We start from the raw sequence: 16,132 nt of genomic DNA, 5'->3' as shown, positions 1-16,132 counted from the left end.
GCAACGCTACCGGAGGGGTGTTTCTTCCCGTCGCAAGACCTGCTCGAACGCGGCGAGGGCTTCTCGGCAGGTCCGGTCCTGGATCTGTCCGCGCCGCCCCCGCAGCTCCAGCGCGACCGCCGTCGCCACGTCGGGTCCGGCGATCCCGACGAAGACCGTGCCCGGTGCCTTGCCCTCCTGCGTCGAGGGCCCGGCCACGCCGGTCGTCGCCACGCCGTACGTCGCGCCGGTCAGCAGCCGCACGCCCGTGGCCATCGCCTGGGCGCACTGGGAGGAGACCACGCCGTGCTCGGCGATGAGCTGCTCGGAGACTCCCAGGAGCGAGGCCTTGAGCTCGGTGGCGTAGGTGACCACTCCCCCGACGTACACGTCCGACGCGCCCGCCACCCCGGTGAGCTCCGCGGCGAGCCGACCGCCGGTCAGCGACTCCGCCGTCGCGAGCGTGTCCCCGGCGGCGCGGAGCAGGCCGTGGACGCGTTCGACCGGGTTCGTCACGGTCCCAAGGCTAGTGTCCGAGCATGGCGTTGCCGATCGAGGACTATGCGCTGGTCGGTGACCGGCGCGGCGGAGCGCTGATCGGGCTCAACGGCTCGGTCGACTGGCTGTGCCTGCCCCGCTTCGACTCCGGCGCCTGCTTCGCCGGCCTGCTCGGCACCGACGAGCACGGGCACTGGCAGCTCTGCCCGGTCGGCGAGTACGACGTGCGCCGCCGCTACGTCGAGGCCTCGGCGGTGCTGGAGACCACCTTCACGACGGCCACCGGCGAGGTGACGCTGATCGATGCGATGCCTCGCGGCGACGGCCGGTCCGACCTGGTGCGCCGGGTGACCGGGGTGCGCGGCACCGTGCGGATGCACCACGAGTGGATGGTGCGCCTGGACTACGGGGCGATCGTGCCGTGGGTCCGCCGCCAGACCCTCCACGGCGAGGCCGTGATCACCGCGATCGGCGGGCCCGACCGGCTGGTGCTGCGCGGACCGCGGCTCCCCCGCGCGCACGACCACCGGCACGTCGACGACTTCGACGTCGCTGCGGGAGACGTGCTGACCTTCTCGACGACCTGGCTGCCGTCGTACGCCCCGCTCGAGGGCATCGGCCCGCCCGACGAGGGGATCGAAGAGTCGGTGCGCGACGACGTCCGCTGGTCGGAGAGGTGCCGCGACGACGTGCCGCAGTCCGACCTCGTACGCCGTTCGCTGCTGACCCTGCGGCTGCTCACCGACTCCGACACCGGCGGCATCGTCGCCGCGCCGACCACCTCGCTGCCCGAGGATCCGGGCGGCGAGCGCAACTGGGACTACCGGTTCTGCTGGCTGCGCGACGCCGCCCTCACGATCAGCGCACTCATCCGGGCCGGGCACGTCGACGAGGCCGGGCTGTGGCGGGGATGGCTGCTCCGCGCGGTCGCGGGCGACCCCGACGACCTGCAGATCATGTACGCCGTCGACGGCGGCCGCCGGCTGACCGAGCAGACCCTGCCGCACCTGCCCGGGTACGCCGGGTCGACCCCGGTGCGGATCGGCAACGGCGCGGCCCTGCAGCGGCAGCTCGACGTGCTCGGCGAGGTGATGATCGCGCTCGAGCGCACCCGCCAGGCGACCGGCCACGCCGACCGCGACGCCTGGGCGGTCCAGCGGGCGCTGGTGGACCACCTCGCCGACACGTGGCGCCGCAAGGACCACGGGCTCTGGGAGATCCGCGGTCCCCAGCAGCGGTTCACGCACTCCCAGGCGATGGTGTGGGCGGCCTTCGACCGGGCGGTGCGTGCGGTCGAGGACTTCGACCTCGACGGCGACGTCGACCGCTGGCGCACGCTGCGCGACCGGGTCCGCGCCGAGGTCCTCGAGCAGGGCTACGACGCCGAGCGCAACACCTTCGTCCAGTACTACGGCAGCACCGAGGTGGACGCCGCCCTCCTGGTGCTCGGGCAGATCGGGATCGTCGCGGGCGACGACCCACGGATGCTCGGGACGATCGAGGCGGTCGAGCGCGACCTGCTGCGCGACGGGCTGCTGCTGCGCTACCGCACGCAGAGCGGGGTCGACGGCCTGTCCGGCGACGAGCACCCGTTCCTGGCGTGCTCCTTCTGGCTGGTCTCGGCGTACGCCGGGGCCGGGCGCCTCGAGGACGCCGAGGCGCTGTTCGCCCGCCTCTGCGCGCTGACCAACGACGTCGGGCTGCTCTCCGAGGAGTACGACGCGGGCGGCCGCCGGATGGTCGGCAACTTCCCGCAGGCCTTCAGCCACCTCACGCTCGTGCACGCGGCCATCGACCTCGCGGAGGCCCGGACATGACGTCGGCCCGCCCTGTGGTCGAGACAGGGCGGGCCGACGTGCGTGCTGCTACTTCTTGACGACCCTGATGACCTTGGTCCTCGAGCTCGCCTTGAGGTAGGCGCTCCCGGTGTAGGTGACCCGGACCGTCTTGCTGCCGGTGCTCTTGAACGTCGCCAGCCGCAGCGTCGCCCTTCCGGCCCGCAGGGTCACCGTCCTGGTGCCCTGGCCGGGCACCTGCACCGTCACCTTGCCCGTCGGGACGACGCCGGCCGGGGCGGTGACCCGGATCCGCAGCGTGACCCGGGTCTTCGTGGCCTTGACCCTCGTCGGGCTGGCGGTGACGGTCGTGACCGAGGCCGCCTTCGCCACCGAGGCCGTGAAGGTGTCGGAGCGGGCCGCGAGCTGGCTGTCACCGGAGTACGTCGCCGTCAGGGTGCGCGACCCCGGAGCGAGCGAGCGCGCCGGCAGCGTGACCTTGGCGACCCCGTTCGTGACGGTCGCCGTGCCGAGGACCTTCGAGCCGTACAGGACCTTGACCGTGCCGGTGGCACCGCTGGGCCCGACCTTGACGGTCACGGTGGCGGCCTTGCCGTAGGTGAGCGAGACGTTGCCCGCGCTCACCGTGGACGTCGCCTTCGCCACCGTGACCACGACCTCGGCGGACGCGTCGGGGTAGTTGCCGTCGGTGTACCTCACCTGCAGCGTGTGCGCGCCCGGCTCCAGCGAGCGGGCCGGCGCCGTGAGCGTGGCCGCGCCGTCGACGAGCGTCGCCGGCTCACCGACCGCCGTGTCACCGTCGAAGAGCTGCACGGTGCCGGTCGCGGCACCGGCACTGCCGGTGACGGTCACCGGGATCGAGGCGGCCTGGCCCCAGGTGACGGCGACGTCGTCGCCCGAGACCGTCGCGGTCGCGGCGGCCTCCACCTCGATCGGCACCCAGGTCTCCGTGCCGGTCTGGTTGCCGACGATCCGCAGCCTCGTGGTGCCCGCCGGAGTGCCCGCGGGTAGCGTGAACGTGACCGCCGCGGTGCCGTACTCGTCGGTCACCGCATCCCCGATCGTGCTGTCGACCGGGAAGGTGCGGACCGGCGTGTTGCCGACGTACAGCGTGACGTTGACGTCCTTGGTGTCGGCCGCGGTCGAGAACGCCAGCGACGAGAGCGCGAACGACACGTCGTCACCCGGTGCGTAGGACGCCGGGGCGTCTGCGGGGAACTTTACCCCGACGGAGCGCTGGGTGAAGTCCACCGGCAGCGGGTCGCTCGCCGCGAACTCGTTCAGGTAGTCGACCATCGCCTGCAGGTCGACCTTGCCGGTGTCGCGCTTCCCGGTCCCGTTGTTGAAGCCCCGGAAGTTGTCACCACCCGACGCCAGGAACGAGTTGACGGTGACGGAGTACGTCGCCGCCGGGTCGATCTCGGTGCCGTTGAGCCACATGCCGGTGATCCGGGCGCCCTCGGGCTTGCTCGGGTCGTAGGTGTACTTGAACCCGTCCGAGATGCCCAGCCGCAGGAAGGGACGCGACGGGATGTTGTTGCTGGCGTCGCGCTGCCACTGCTGCTCGAGCACCAGCTTGATGTTCGCGCCGGTGAGGTTCATGTTCACCAACGTGTTGGCGAACGGCTGGACCACCGCGGCCTGCTTGTAGGTCAGGTCGCGGGCGTCGCCGTTGACCGTGCCGACCATGTCGGCCCGCAGCCCACCGGGGTTCATGAACGCGATGTCGGCGGACCCGGCCTCCGGGGTCTCCGTGGCCCAGCGCTGGACCTCGGCCACCAGGTTGCCCAGGGTGGACTCGCCGCCCCGGTTCTCCGTGGTGCCGTTGGCCAGCTTGGCCCGGTTGAAGCCGCCGCCGATCTTGCCGAGCACGGCGGCGCCGAGGACGTCGGCCTGTGCCTTGGCGTCGGCGACGGTGGCCGCCACCTCGGCGTTCGGCGCGTAACCGGTGCCGACCAGGCCGAGCACGTCCTGCGACGTGGCGACCAGGTCACCGCTGGCGTTGTCGAAGCTGAAGACCAGCCGGTTGAGGAACGTGCCGTACTGGCCCGCCGAGACGACCGGCCGCTTGGTCACGTCGCGGTCCGCCCAGCCCGCGACCGGGAAGGAGCAGTTGTAGGCGAGGTGGGTGTGGCCCGAGACGATCGCGTCGACGTCGTCGTCGACGCCGTTGACGATGTGACCCCACGTGGTGGCGGGGTTGGTCATCGTCGCGCAGTCGGTGCTCGGCGCGCCCTCGTGGACCAGCAGGATCACGAGATCTGCGCCGCCCGCCTTCAGGGTGGCCGCCTCCGCGTTGGTCGCGTCGACGATGTCGGTGACGGTGACGCCCTGCATCCCGGCCGGTGCGACCAGGGACGGAAGGTCCTCCGTCACCGCGCCGACGTAGCCGACCTTGATCGGGCCGGCGTCCGTGTCGAACGTCTGCGTCCAGGACGGGGCCAGGTCGTCGCGACCGGTCGGCTCCACGACGTTGGCGGCGATGTACTTCCACTTCGCCAGACCCTGCACGCGGCCCACGAGGTCCTCGTAGCCCTGGTCGAACTCGTGGTTGCCCGCCGCCGACACGTCGAGGCCGGCCTCGTTGAGCGCCTCGATGGTCGGCTTGTCCTGCTGGATGAAGGACTCGAACGTGGACGCCCCGATCAGGTCGCCTGCGGCCACGAAGCCAGTGTCCGGGTTGTCGGCCCGCAGCTCGTCGACGGCTCCGGCGAGGACCGCGGCCCCCGCGGCGTTGGCACCGTCCGCGAGCAGTCGACCGTGGAAGTCGTTGGTGCCGACGATCTGGATCTCGGAGTGGTCCGTGCTGAAGGCCGGCAGGTTGATGCCGACGATCTCCGGATTGTGGTCCGACGCCGCGAACGGGTTCGTGGCGTCGAACAGCTGGGTGAGGTTGTAGTTGTAACGGCTGTACTGGTACGCGACCGACTCGGCCGCGTTGATATCCCAGATGTCAGCACCGGAGACCATCGCGATCGCCGCCGCGTTGCCGAGGACGTGATCCAGGGAGCCGGAGAGGCCGCCGAAGGAGTAGCTCTCCTCGTTCGCGGTGTCGGACTCGATCGCCTCGAACCCGGCGTCCTCGAGGACCTTGATCGGGTCCTCCTGCGAGTACGAGTTGAAGTCTCCGGTCAGGAACACGGCATCGATGCCGCGGGCCTGGGCGAAGTCGTCCGCGAACTGGGCCAGCCGGGTCGCCTGGCGGGTCCGGTCGCCGTTGAAGGCGCCGGTGTCCGGGCTGTTGGCGTTGTCGCCCGTCGCCGGCGTCGCACTGTCCCCCTTCGACTTGAAGTGGTTGACGATCACGCCGAACGCCTGCGAGTCGAGCGCACCGGCGGGCTTGAACTCCTGGGCCAACGGCTCGCGGGCGTTCGCGAACTCCGTCGTACCGAAGAGGATGTCGGAGACGCCGACGGGCTCGACCTTGGCCGGCTTGTAGATGAATGCGGGCCGGATCACGTCCTGCTCGCTGACCGCAGCCGCGTCGAGCGCCTCAGCGGGCGAGTGCACGAACTTCCAGGTGCCGGCGCCGGCATCGTCGTTCAGCGCGGCGACCAGGTAGGCGAGCGCGTCGTCGCGGTTGGTCTCGCCGACCAGCTTCATCGAGTTCTCGATCTCCTCGAGGCTGACGATGTCAGCGTCGAGGGTGTTGATCGCCGTGACGATCTTGTCGCGCTGGCGGTCCAGGCTGACCTGGGTCGCCGCACCTCGCGGACCGTTGCCCGCGTTGGTGCCGTTGGTGACGACACCACAGGTGTTGTTGCCGATCTTGTTGCCCTCACGGTCGGTGTAGTACGTGCACGCCGTGTTGACCGGCGGGCTCTGCGCCGCGCCGTTGGCGACGTACTGCTCACCTGTGGTGTTGAAGAAGTTGAGGACGTTGAACGTCGCGAGCTTCAGGTCCCCGCCGACCGGCTGCGGTGCGGCGTTGGGGGTCCGGGTGTCCTCGAACGTCGCCACGTCGGCGCCGTCGTCGGTCACCTGCGCGGTGGGCTGGAACTTCCAGGCGCTGTTGCGCCAGTCCAGGACGACCGGCTCGTGGATCGTCGCCCGGGCACCGACCCGGACTGCCTGGGTGGGCGTCAGCCACGGGAGCGGCTGGTTCTTGGCCGTGGCGTTGGTCAGGTAGTTCAGTGACGCCCCGTCGTCGAGCGCGACCGCACGCGCGGCGTTCTCGTCCTTGATGGCAGCGAGACCGGCGGTGTCGTCGTCGCGGACGAACTCGGTCGGCTGCTTCAGCGGCGTCGCGCCCGTGGCCAGGCCGATCTCGGCAAAGTTGTTCATGTTGAAGGTGTTGGTGACCGTGAACCGGTCGGTCGGAGCGATCAGCTCGCCCTCGCGGGCCTCACGTCCGGCCTCGGTCGTCGGGTACGGGATCTCCCGGGCGGCCACGGCGCCGAGCGAGGTCTCGAGCTCGGTCACGTCCGTGGCGGAGGCCGGGCTGATCTGGGTCGACCCGCTGAACTCCGAGACCGCGCCGGTCACCTGGACCGAGTCGCCGACAGCGACCGTGGCGGGGATGTTGGCGAAGGTGCTGCCGCCGTAGACGAACAGGCCGTCCGAGGAGCCGTCGGTGTCGGGACCCGGCGTCTGGATGAACATGCCGTTGAATCCGCCGGCCGGGTAGAGCGCCGTGACCACACCGCGCGTGGTCTGGGTGGTCCCGGCGTCCGGCGAGGCTGCGCCGTCGCCCTGGATCTCGGCGATCGTCTTCAGGGACGGCGCCGCGGTGACGGTGATCGTGAAGGAGACGTCGTCGGTCGCCGGGGTCGAGGCGGAGTCCGTCACGGTGGCGACGACGTTGTAGGTGTCGGCAGCCGTCGGGGTCCCCGAGACAGCGCCGTTCGCGGCGACCTCGACGCCGGAGGGCAGGCCGGTGGCCTCCCACGTGTACGGCGCGGTGCCGCCCTTCGCAGCGAGCGTGAAGCCGGCGATGGCCTGGCCGACGATGCCACTCTTGGCCCCGGGGCTCGTGGCCTCGAGGGCCGTCGACGTGGCGTTGCCCGAGGCGGTCGGCGACGGCGCGGCGACGGAGAGGTCCGCGGCGTTGCTGTCGGAGTCGGTGCCCGCTGCGACGCGGTTCGCCGAGGTCGTGCCGCCGAGGGCGGTGCCCTGCGGCGCACCCTCGAAGGTGTTGGCCGTGCCGTAGCCGACGGCGTCGACGACCCCGGTGGCGTTGGTGATGCTGCCGGTCGCCGGGGTGAGCGCGCCCTGCTGGTCACTGAGGATCACCAGGCCAGAGGCGCCCCCCAGCGAGAGCGAGCCAGTGACGTCGGGCGTGGGCAGCGCGGTGCCGTTGGCGGCGTTGCCGGCACCGGCGACGAGGTAGTGACCGTGCGCGGGGATGCTGCCGGTCAGGTTCGTCTTGTTCGAGATGTTGGCGCCCGAGTTCCGGGTCGCGCTGCCGTAGAAGACCGCCCAGCTGCTGAGGTCGACCGCCGAGTCCGTCGGGTTGTAGAGCTCGATGAAGTCGTTCGCGTACGACGACGCCGGGAGGTCACCGCTGGCGGCGAACCCACCCGCGCCGTACACCTCGCTGATGACCAAGCCGGTGCCTGCCGGGTTGGCGGAGGCGGGCGGCGGGCTGAGGACGAGACCACTGGCGGCCACGGCGAGCGCGACGGCTCCCGTGAGTCGCTTCCGAGAAGCAAGCATGAAGGACGGTTCTCCGGACGTAGGCGGAACAGGACGGGCGGCGCCATCGAGCCACAGACGTCGGAGACATCGCGAGCAGAACCGAGAAGGACAGCAAGAAACCCGAGATCTGCTCGGCGACGGCGGAAGCCCTCCGTTGCGGACCGAGATGTAGGGAACCTAACCCCGAAACGCCCGTCTCTCGCAAGGGCCTGGAGTGAACTCGTTGTTACAGCTTGGCACCGGGCAGGTGTCCGCCCGCCGGGGAGGTCACCTCCGGAGCGACGCGCGCTGCTTCCAGACGTCGCGGTAGAACTCCCAGCCCGACCAGAGCGTGAGGGCCACGGCGATCGCCAGGCACACCTGGGCCAGGTAGAAGATGACCTCGCCGGGGGTCTCGAGCCAGCCCGGGAGGTCGGCGTCGCGCAGCGGCAGGCACAGCGTCGCCAGCGCGATCGCCTGGAAGGTGGTCTTGATCTTGCCGAGGTCGGCGGCCGCGATGACGACCCGTTTGAGGATCGAGAGGCGGAGCAGCGTGACGCTCCACTCGCGGATCAGCACGAGGATCGTCACCGACCACCAGACGTCGCCGACGATCGAGAGCCCGATGAAGGCCATGCCGGTGACGGCCTTGTCGGCGATCGGGTCGGCGATCTTGCCGAAGTTGGTGACCAGGTTGTGCTTGCGGGCCAGGTCGCCGTCGATCTTGTCCGTGATCATCGCCAGCGTGAAGATCACGAACGACACGCAGCGCCAGGTGATCGACTCACCACCGTCGACGAGCAGGGCCCAGGCGAAGAACGGCACCGCCACGATCCGCGCCGTGGTCAGCACGTTGGGGACGTTCCAGTTGCTGGGCTGGGTCTGCGTCGCCTCGGCCATCACAGCACCTGAGCGTAGAGGTCGGCGCCCTCGGAATCGACGACGACCGCGCGGACCAGGTCTCCGACCTGGGCGGTGGAGTCGAGCAGGTACGTCGAGCCGTCGACCTCGGGGCCCTGGTGGGCCGACCGGCCCTCGACGCTGTCGTCGTCGACGCGCTCGACCAGGACCTCGACGACCTCGTCGATGCGGTCCGCCGCGCGCTGCGAGGTGAGCTCCTCGACCAGAGCACCGACGTGCTCGACGCGCGCGCGGACCTCGTCCTCGTCGAGCTTGCCGTCGTACGTCGCCGCCTCGGTGCCGTCCTCGTCGGAGTAGCCGAAGACGCCGGTGACGTCGAGGCGGGCGTCGACCAGGAAGTCGCAGAGGGTCTGCAGGTCCTCGTCGCTCTCGCCGGGGAACCCGACGATGACGTTGCTGCGGACGCCGGCCTCGGGCGCCAGGGTGCGGATCTGCTCCAGCAGCCCCAGGAAGCTCTCGGGGTCGCCGAAGCGGCGCATCCGGCGCAGGACGTCGGCGCTGGCGTGCTGGAAGGACAGGTCGAAGTACGGCGTGACGCCGGGCGTGCTCGCGATCGCCTGCACCAGGCCCGGACGGGTCTCGGCGGGCTGCAGGTAGGAGACCCGGACCCGCTCGACGCCGTCGACGGCGGCCAGCTCGGGCAGCAGCGTCTCGAGCAGCCGCAGGTCGCCGAGGTCCTTGCCGTACGACGTGGAGTTCTCGCTCACCAGGAAGAGCTCGCGCACCCCCTGCTCCCCCAGCCAGCGGGCCTCCTGCAGCACGTCGGAGGGGCGACGGCTCACGAACGAGCCGCGGAAGGACGGGATGGCGCAGAAGGAGCAGCGCCGGTCGCAGCCGCTCGCCAGCTTGAGCGACGCGGTCGGGCCGGCGTCGAGCCGGCGTCGCAGCGACGCGGGACCGGAGGCGTGCCCGGGCACGGCGGCGGTCGACAGCGCGCGCTCGACCGGGGTGATCGGCAGCAGCTTGCGGCGGTCCTGCGGCGTGTGGGCCTGGTGCGTCTCGCCGGCGACGATGGAGCGCAGCCGCGCGGCGATGTCGGGGTAGTCGTCGAAGCCGAGGACCGCGTCGGCCTCGGGCAGCGAGTCGGCGAGCTCCTTGCCGTACCGCTCGGCCATGCAGCCGACGGCGACGACCGCCTGGGTCTGGCCGGTCGTCTTGAGGTCGGCGGCGGCCAGCAGGGTGTCGACCGAGTCCTTCTTGGCCGACTCGACGAAGCCGCAGGTGTTGACCACGACGGTGTCGGCGTCGGCCGGATCCTCGACGAGGCGGAAGCCTCCGGCCTCGAGCCGTCCGGCGAGCTCCTCGGAGTCGACCTCGTTGCGGGCGCACCCGAGGGTCACCATGGCGACCGAGAGCAGGTCGGCGGTCGGGGCACTGATGTCAGTCGTCATGTCCCTCCGAGTATGGCAACCCAGGGGTGCCCGAGACGAACTCGCGGCCGATCAGGCGGGCTTGACCGCGAGCACCGGGCAGTGCGCGCCCAGCAGGATCCGCTGCGCCACGCTGCCCATGATGAGCTTGCCGACCGGCGTACGGCGGCGCAGGCCGAGCACGATCAGGTCCGCGCCGACCTCCTGCGCGACGGCCAGCACCTGGTCGCCCACGTCGGCGCCGACCGACTGCCGCACGTCGTACGGCAGGCCGGCCTCCTCGAGCCCGGTGCGTACGCCGTCCAGGTCGTCGTCGCTCGCGAACCGGTCGTCGACCAGGGCGTCGCCGCGGCTGGCGTTGACCACGACGACCCCGTGCCCGCGCATCCGGGCCTCGGCCACGGCGTGGGCGAGGGCGGCGCGCCCGAACTCGTCCGGCGACCATGCGACCACGATCTGGTTCATCGCTCGATCCTCTCCTCGTCCTGCTCGGCTCGTGCGTGGGCGACCTCGGCCGCCGGGCTGTCCAGGTCGGGGCGGACCCGCTTGACCACGATCGGCACGACGACGATCAGGGCGGTGAGCACGTAGACCACGACGGCGAGCGGCTCGCTCCACAGACCGGACAGGTCACCGTCGGAGATGGTGAGCGCCTCCCGCAGCTTGAGCTCCATGATCGGGCCCAGGATGACGCCGAGGATCAGCGGCAGCACCGGGAGGCCGAAGCGGCGCATCGCCAGGCCCAGCAGGCCGAAGGCCAGCAGCAGGAAGACGTCGAACGCGTCCTGGTTGGCCGCGAAGGCTCCGAGGCAGGCGAAGAAGAGGATGCCGGCGTAGAGCTGCGGGCGTGGGATCCGGAGGAGCTTGGCCCACAGCGGCGCCAGCGGCAGGTTGAGCACCAGCAGCAGCGTGTTGCCGATGAGCAGGCTGGCCAGCAGCGTCCACACCAGGTCGGACTGCTCGGTCATCAGCTGCGGCCCGGGCTGGATGCCGTAGCTGGTCAGCGCGGCCAGCATCACCGAGGCCGTGGCGGTCACCGGGATGCCCATGGCCAGCAGGGGCACGAACATGCCCGCCGCGGAGGCGTTGTTGGCCGCCTCGGGTCCGGCGACACCCTCGATGGCGCCCTTGCCGAACTCGTCCTGGTGGCGCGAGAGCCGGCGCTCGGTGATGTAGGACAGGAACGTCGGGATCTCCGCGCCACCGGCCGGGATCGCGCCGAACGGGAAGCCGAACGCGGTGCCCCGCAGCCACGGCTTCCAGGAGCGGCCCCAGTCCGCACGCCCCATCCACGGTCGACCGACCGGGATCACCTGCAGCGGCTTGCGCCGCAGGTGCGCCGCCACCCAGAAGGCCTCGCCGAGGGCGAAGATGCCGACGGCCACCGCCACGATCTCCAGCGGGTCGCGCAGCTGCGTCACTCCCAGGTCGAGCCGGGCCTGCCCGGTGTTGAGGTCGAGGCCGACGAGACCGATCGTCAGCCCGAGGAAGAGCGAGAGGAAGCCCCGCACCTTCGACGAGCCGAGCAGGGTCGTGGTCATGACCAGGGCGAAGAGCAGGATCGCGAAGTACGACGGGGAGCCGATCGTCACGGCGACCTCGGCCAGCGCCGGGGCGAAGAGGGCGACCAGCAGGGTGCCGATGGTGCCGGCGATGAAGGACCCGATGGCCGCGGTGGCGAGCGCCTGGGCCGCTCGCCCCGCCTTCGCCATCTTGTTGCCCTCGAGCGCGGTCATCACCGACGCCGACTCCCCCGGTGTGTTCAGCAGGATCGACGTGGTGGAGCCGCCGTACATGCCGCCGTAGTAGATCCCGGCGAACATGATGAACGCCGAGGTCGGCTCCAGGCTGTAGGTCACGGGCAGCAGCAGCGCCACCGCCATCGCCGGGCCGATGCCCGGCAGGACGCCGACGAAGGTGCCGAGCAGCACGCCGATCGCGGCGTACAGCAGGTTCTCGGGGGTGGCCGCGGACTGCAGGCCACCGAGCAGGAGGTCGAGGTTGCCCATCAGAGGATCCCGTCCAGGATGCCGGCGCTGAGCGGGATGCCGAGGCCGACGTAGAAGGCGTACCAGCTGCCGACAGACAGGACGCACCCGACGATGACGTCGCGGACCAGGGTCCGGCTGCCCAGCGCCCAGGTGGAGCCGGTGAAGAGGATCGCGCCGCTGATCGCCCAGCCGAGGAGGCCGACCGTCACGATCGTGATGCCGATGATGGCCACCAGCTTGCCCACCGTCGCCCAGTCGGCCCGGACGTCGAGGTCGACGTCCTCGCCGCCCTCGGCCTCGGGCACGTCCCCGCGCAGCGCGGCGAGCGCCAGCAGCGCGCTGGTGACCAGCAGGCCGGCGCCGATGACGTAGGGGAAGAGCCGGGGCCCGACCGGGTCCGCGAAGCCGACCTGGAGGGTGCTGGCGTCGTACATTGTGTAGGCGCCGACGACCGCGGTGACCGCGGCCAGACCGAGCTGGGCGAGGTCGCGGCGTGGCTGCTCGGCGGGCTCCGCGGGCGGCCGGCCGCCGGAGTGCGTGGTGGTGCTCATATGAGACCCAGCTCCTCGAGGGTCGACGAGACCCGGTCGTCCTGCTCCTGCAGGAAGGTGGCGAAGTCGTCGCCCGTGATGAACGCGTCGGTCCAGCCATACTTCTCGAGCGCCTGCTGCCACTCGGGGCTGTCGTGCATCTCCTGGAGGTAGGCGATGAGCTCGTCGCGGCGCTTGTCGGAGATCCCCGGCGGGGCCAGCACGCCGCGCCAGTTCGTGAAGACCAGGTCGATGTCCGACTCGGTCAGGGTCGGGATCTCGCTGAGCGTCTCGCGCTCGAGCCGCTCCTCCCCCGACACCGCGAGCGCCCGCAGCTCCCCCGACTCGAGCTGACCCTCGAACTCGCCGAGGCCGGAGAAGCCCACCTTGATCTTCTTGCCGACCAGGGCGCTGGTCAGCGGGCCGCCACCGTCGTACGGCACGTAGAGGACGTCCTTGGGATCGATCCCCACGGTCTCGGCCAGCTGCATCGGGAAGAGGTGGTCCGGGCCGCCGGGCGAGGAGCCGCCGCCGACCGCGATCGAGCGCGGGTCCTTCTTCCAGGCGGCCACGAAGTCGTCGATGGTCTGGTACGGCGAGTCGGCCGGCACCAGCACGCCCTCCTGGTCCTCGATCAGCTGGGCCAGCGGCGTGGCGTCGTGGACCCGGTCCTCGAGACCGAAGGAGTAGAGGGAGCCGACGACGCCGAGGCCGACGGTCATCATGGTGTGCTCGTCGCCCTGGGCGCCCATCAGCCGGGTCATCGCCACCGACCCGCCGGCGCCGAGGATGTTGGTCACCTCGAAGTTGCCGCCCGTGACGTCGTCCTGCTCCATCACCGCGACCGCGGCCCGGCCGGTCTGGTCGTAGCCGCCGCCGGCGCTGTTGGGGATCCACATCGCGATGTCCTTGTTGTCGTCACCGCGGGTCACGCCGCACGAGGAGGTCGCCGCGATCACGACGAGGGCGGTCAGGACAGCGCGGGCGCGACGACCGGGTCTGCGTCGCATGCGTGGTCGGGCGGCCATGGCAGGCTCCTCTCGGTGGATCTGGCGTCTCCCAGGCTGTACCCGGCCTGTGGCGGCCGTCACCCTTGGGGAAGCAAAGGAGGTTGCGGAACTTGTGGTCACTCGCGCGGGCACCGCGGCCACGGACGCTGGCCGGGCAGTTCCTCGCGCTCCAGGTGGTGCTGCTCCTGCTGGTGGTGGCGGTCACCAGCGTGGTGTCCTTCCGGCAGAGCGACGCCGACTTCCGTGACGCCCGCGGCGCCCGGCTCCGGGCGAGCGCCGAAAACCTCGCCAGCACCGCTGCCGTGCAGGTCGGCATGGACCAGCCGAGCCAGCGGCTGGCGCTGGCGTCGTACGCCCAGCAGCGCCAGGACGACAGCGGCGCCTCGGCGGTCTACCTGACCGACCCCACCGGGCGGGTGCTGGTGTCGACCGACCCCACCCGGGTCGGGGACCGGATCGACCTCGGGCCGGGTGTCAGCCGCCGGCGCGCGTGGAACGGCGACCTCGACGACCGCGGGGAGCAGGCGATCGCGGCGCAGGTGCCGGTCATCGGCATCCAGGAGGACGTCGACGCCGGCGAGCTGGTCGGGGTGGCGGTGGTCACCGAGCGCTACCCGTCCCTCGCGGAGCGGCTGCGCCAGACGCTGCCGGACCTGCTGTCCTTCTTGCTCGTCGGCCTGGCGCTCGGCCTGGCCGGTGCCTGGCTGCTGGCCCGCCTGATCAAGCGACGCACCCGCGGCCTGGAGCCCGCCGAGATCGCGGACCTGGCCGACCAGCGCGAAGCCCTGCTCACCTCGCTGCGCGAAGGCGTCATCGCCGTCAACGAGGCCGGGACGGTCACGGTGCTGAGCGAGAGCGCCCGGGGCCTGCTCGACCTGCCGCCCGACAGCCAGGGCCGGCTGCTGGTCGACCTCGACCTCCCCTTGCGGGTGCTCGAGCTCCTGCTCGGCAGCGACGACGTGCACGACGCCGTCGCCGTGGTGGCCGGGCGGGTGCTGGTGCTCAACAGCAACCACGTCGTCCAGGACGGTCGCCCGGCCGGCACCGTCACGACGCTGCGCGACCGCACCGAGCTGCTGGCGATGCAGAGCCAGCTCAGCGCGCGGGAGAGCGTCACCGAGACGCTGCGCGCCCAGACCCACGAGTTCGCCAACCAGCTGCACACGATCTCGGGCCTGCTCGAGCTCGAGGAGTACGACGAGGCGGGCCGGCTGATCGGCACCCTGACGCGCCGGCGCGCGGAGATCAGCGACTTCGTGCTCCAGCGCGTCGAGGACCCCGCGGTCGCGGCGCTCCTGGTGGCCAAGACGAGCCTCGCCGCGGAGCGGCGCGTGGAGCTCGCGCTCAGCGACGACAGCCGACTGCCCCGGCTCGACCCGGACCTGTCGGCCGACCTCGGCACGGTGCTCGGCAACCTGGTCGACAATGCCGTCGACGCTGCCGTCGACGCCGCTGCCGACGCCGACGCCGCGCGCGTCGACGTACGACTGACCTCCGACGGTGCCACCGCCGTCGTCCAGGTCGCCGACAGCGGACCGGGCATCCCTGCGGAGCGGGTCGGCGAGATCTTCGACCGTGGCTTCAGCACCAAGCCCAGCGACGCCAGCGGCCGGGGGGTCGGCCTCGCGCTCGTGCAGGTCGTCTGCGAGCGACGGGGCGGCTCGGTGTCGGTGCACAATGACCGCGGCGCGGTCTTCACCGCGCGGCTGCCCGTGACGACCGAGGATCCCGATGCCCGACCACCCCAGTGAGCTCACGGTCCTGGTGGTCGACGACGACTTCATGGTGGCGTCGATCCACACCCGCTTCGTGGAGCGCGCGCCGGGCTACCGCGTCGTCGGCACGGCCGCGACGGGCACCACGGCGCTGGCCGAGATCGACCGGCTGGCGCCGGACCTGGTGCTCCTCGACGTCCACCTCCCCGACATCAGCGGGATCGAGGTGCTGCGTCGGCTGCGGGGCGCCGGCAACGACGTCGGGGTGCTGGTGGTGACCGCGGCCCGCGAGGCCGACACGGTGCGCGCCGCTGCCGCCGCAGGTGCCGCGCACTACCTCGTGAAGCCGTTCGAGTACGACGACCTCGCGACCCGCCTCGACGCGTTCCGGCGGACCCACCTGGCGCTCACCGGGGTCGACCGCGCGGGCCAGGACGACATCGACGCCTTCTTCGCGCCGCTGGGCCGCGGGCGGGAGGTGCTGCCCAAGGGGCTCAGCGCCGAGACCGCGCAGGCCGTCCTGGCGACGCTCGCCGGCGGCCGCGAGATCTCGGCGACCGAGTGCGCCGAGGAGGTCGGGGTGTCCCGCGTCAGCGCCCGGCGCTACCTGGAGCACTTCGTCGCCCGCGACCAGGCCACGGTGCGCCTGCAGTACGGCGGCACCGGCCGTCCCGAGCGCCGCTACCGGCTCCGGGACGGCTGAGCG

At 71.6% G+C, this 16,132-nt stretch carries 11 protein-coding genes; 3 read left to right on the top strand and 8 right to left on the bottom strand.

Translation table 11 applies throughout. The annotated features are described in order from the left end of the window. Window positions 1–6 precede the first annotated feature (6 nt). Window positions 7–495 (bottom strand): CinA family protein, encoded by a 489-nt coding sequence (locus tag N542_RS0118350; RefSeq protein ID WP_028645177.1) that lies wholly within the window; start codon window positions 493–495, stop codon window positions 7–9. 23 nt (window positions 496–518) lie between these two features. Between N542_RS0118350 and N542_RS0118345 the strand changes: the two genes are divergently transcribed. Further along, window positions 519–2,294 (top strand): glycoside hydrolase family 15 protein, encoded by a 1,776-nt coding sequence (locus tag N542_RS0118345; RefSeq protein ID WP_028645176.1) that lies wholly within the window; start codon window positions 519–521, stop codon window positions 2,292–2,294. Between the two features lie 48 nt (window positions 2,295–2,342). Here the strand turns inward: N542_RS0118345 and N542_RS25555 are convergent, their stop codons facing one another. The 7 genes from N542_RS25555 to N542_RS0118310 form a co-directional block, all read right to left on the bottom strand. After that, window positions 2,343–7,928, bottom strand: a complete 5,586-nt coding sequence (locus N542_RS25555; RefSeq protein WP_081795324.1) for an ExeM/NucH family extracellular endonuclease — start codon at window positions 7,926–7,928, stop codon at window positions 2,343–2,345. Window positions 7,929–8,177: 249 nt separating this feature from the next. Beyond that, window positions 8,178–8,789 (bottom strand): CDP-diacylglycerol--glycerol-3-phosphate 3-phosphatidyltransferase, encoded by a 612-nt coding sequence (gene pgsA / locus N542_RS0118335; RefSeq protein WP_028645175.1) that lies wholly within the window; start codon window positions 8,787–8,789, stop codon window positions 8,178–8,180. Next, window positions 8,789–10,201: a 30S ribosomal protein S12 methylthiotransferase RimO gene (gene rimO, locus N542_RS0118330; RefSeq protein WP_051552025.1), complete on the bottom strand. Its 1,413-nt coding sequence runs from the start codon at window positions 10,199–10,201 to the stop codon at window positions 8,789–8,791. Before rimO ends, pgsA begins: the two co-directional genes overlap by 1 nt. 51 nt (window positions 10,202–10,252) lie before the next feature. Beyond that, window positions 10,253–10,645 (bottom strand): universal stress protein, encoded by a 393-nt coding sequence (locus tag N542_RS0118325; protein ID WP_036508700.1) that lies wholly within the window; start codon window positions 10,643–10,645, stop codon window positions 10,253–10,255. After that, entirely contained in the window at window positions 10,642–12,189 is a 1,548-nt protein-coding gene (locus tag N542_RS25550; protein ID WP_081795322.1) for a tripartite tricarboxylate transporter permease, read from the bottom strand. Before N542_RS25550 ends, N542_RS0118325 begins: the two co-directional genes overlap by 4 nt. Next, on the bottom strand, window positions 12,189–12,722 hold the full coding sequence (locus N542_RS0118315; protein WP_028645172.1) for a tripartite tricarboxylate transporter TctB family protein: 534 nt from the start codon (window positions 12,720–12,722) through the stop codon (window positions 12,189–12,191). Before N542_RS0118315 ends, N542_RS25550 begins: the two co-directional genes overlap by 1 nt. Beyond that, window positions 12,719–13,729: a Bug family tripartite tricarboxylate transporter substrate binding protein gene (locus N542_RS0118310; RefSeq protein ID WP_231482758.1), complete on the bottom strand. Its 1,011-nt coding sequence runs from the start codon at window positions 13,727–13,729 to the stop codon at window positions 12,719–12,721. Before N542_RS0118310 ends, N542_RS0118315 begins: the two co-directional genes overlap by 4 nt. Window positions 13,730–13,821: 92 nt before the next feature. Between N542_RS0118310 and N542_RS0118305 the strand changes: the two genes are divergently transcribed. Both N542_RS0118305 and N542_RS0118300 read left to right on the top strand, forming a co-directional pair. Continuing rightward, window positions 13,822–15,462: a sensor histidine kinase gene (locus N542_RS0118305; protein ID WP_028645170.1), complete on the top strand. Its 1,641-nt coding sequence runs from the start codon at window positions 13,822–13,824 to the stop codon at window positions 15,460–15,462. Continuing rightward, entirely contained in the window at window positions 15,443–16,129 is a 687-nt protein-coding gene (locus N542_RS0118300; RefSeq protein WP_036508693.1) for a response regulator, read from the top strand. The genes N542_RS0118305 and N542_RS0118300 overlap by 20 nt, the downstream gene beginning before the upstream one ends. Window positions 16,130–16,132 lie beyond the last annotated feature (3 nt).

It is taken from the genome of Nocardioides sp. URHA0020 (genome assembly GCF_000620705.1).
GTDB lineage: Bacteria > Actinomycetota > Actinomycetes > Propionibacteriales > Nocardioidaceae > Nocardioides.
This window is presented reverse-complemented; position numbering and strand designations above follow the sequence as displayed.

Bases quoted from the DNA above. Each gene is read 5' to 3' on its own strand.
- N542_RS0118345 (WP_028645176.1), top strand. From the start codon at position 519: ATGGCGTTGCCGATCGAGGACTATGCGCTGGTCGGTGACCGGCGCGGC.
- N542_RS0118300 (WP_036508693.1), top strand. From the start codon at position 15,443: ATGCCCGACCACCCCAGTGAGCTCACGGTCCTGGTGGTCGACGACGAC.
- pgsA (WP_028645175.1), bottom strand. From the start codon at position 8,789: ATGGCCGAGGCGACGCAGACCCAGCCCAGCAACTGGAACGTCCCCAAC.
- N542_RS0118315 (WP_028645172.1), bottom strand. From the start codon at position 12,722: ATGAGCACCACCACGCACTCCGGCGGCCGGCCGCCCGCGGAGCCCGCC.
- N542_RS25555 (WP_081795324.1), bottom strand. From the start codon at position 7,928: ATGCTTGCTTCTCGGAAGCGACTCACGGGAGCCGTCGCGCTCGCCGTG.
- N542_RS25550 (WP_081795322.1), bottom strand. From the start codon at position 12,189: ATGGGCAACCTCGACCTCCTGCTCGGTGGCCTGCAGTCCGCGGCCACC.
- N542_RS0118310 (WP_231482758.1), bottom strand. From the start codon at position 13,729: ATGGCCGCCCGACCACGCATGCGACGCAGACCCGGTCGTCGCGCCCGC.
- N542_RS0118325 (WP_036508700.1), bottom strand. From the start codon at position 10,645: ATGAACCAGATCGTGGTCGCATGGTCGCCGGACGAGTTCGGGCGCGCC.
- rimO (WP_051552025.1), bottom strand. From the start codon at position 10,201: ATGACGACTGACATCAGTGCCCCGACCGCCGACCTGCTCTCGGTCGCC.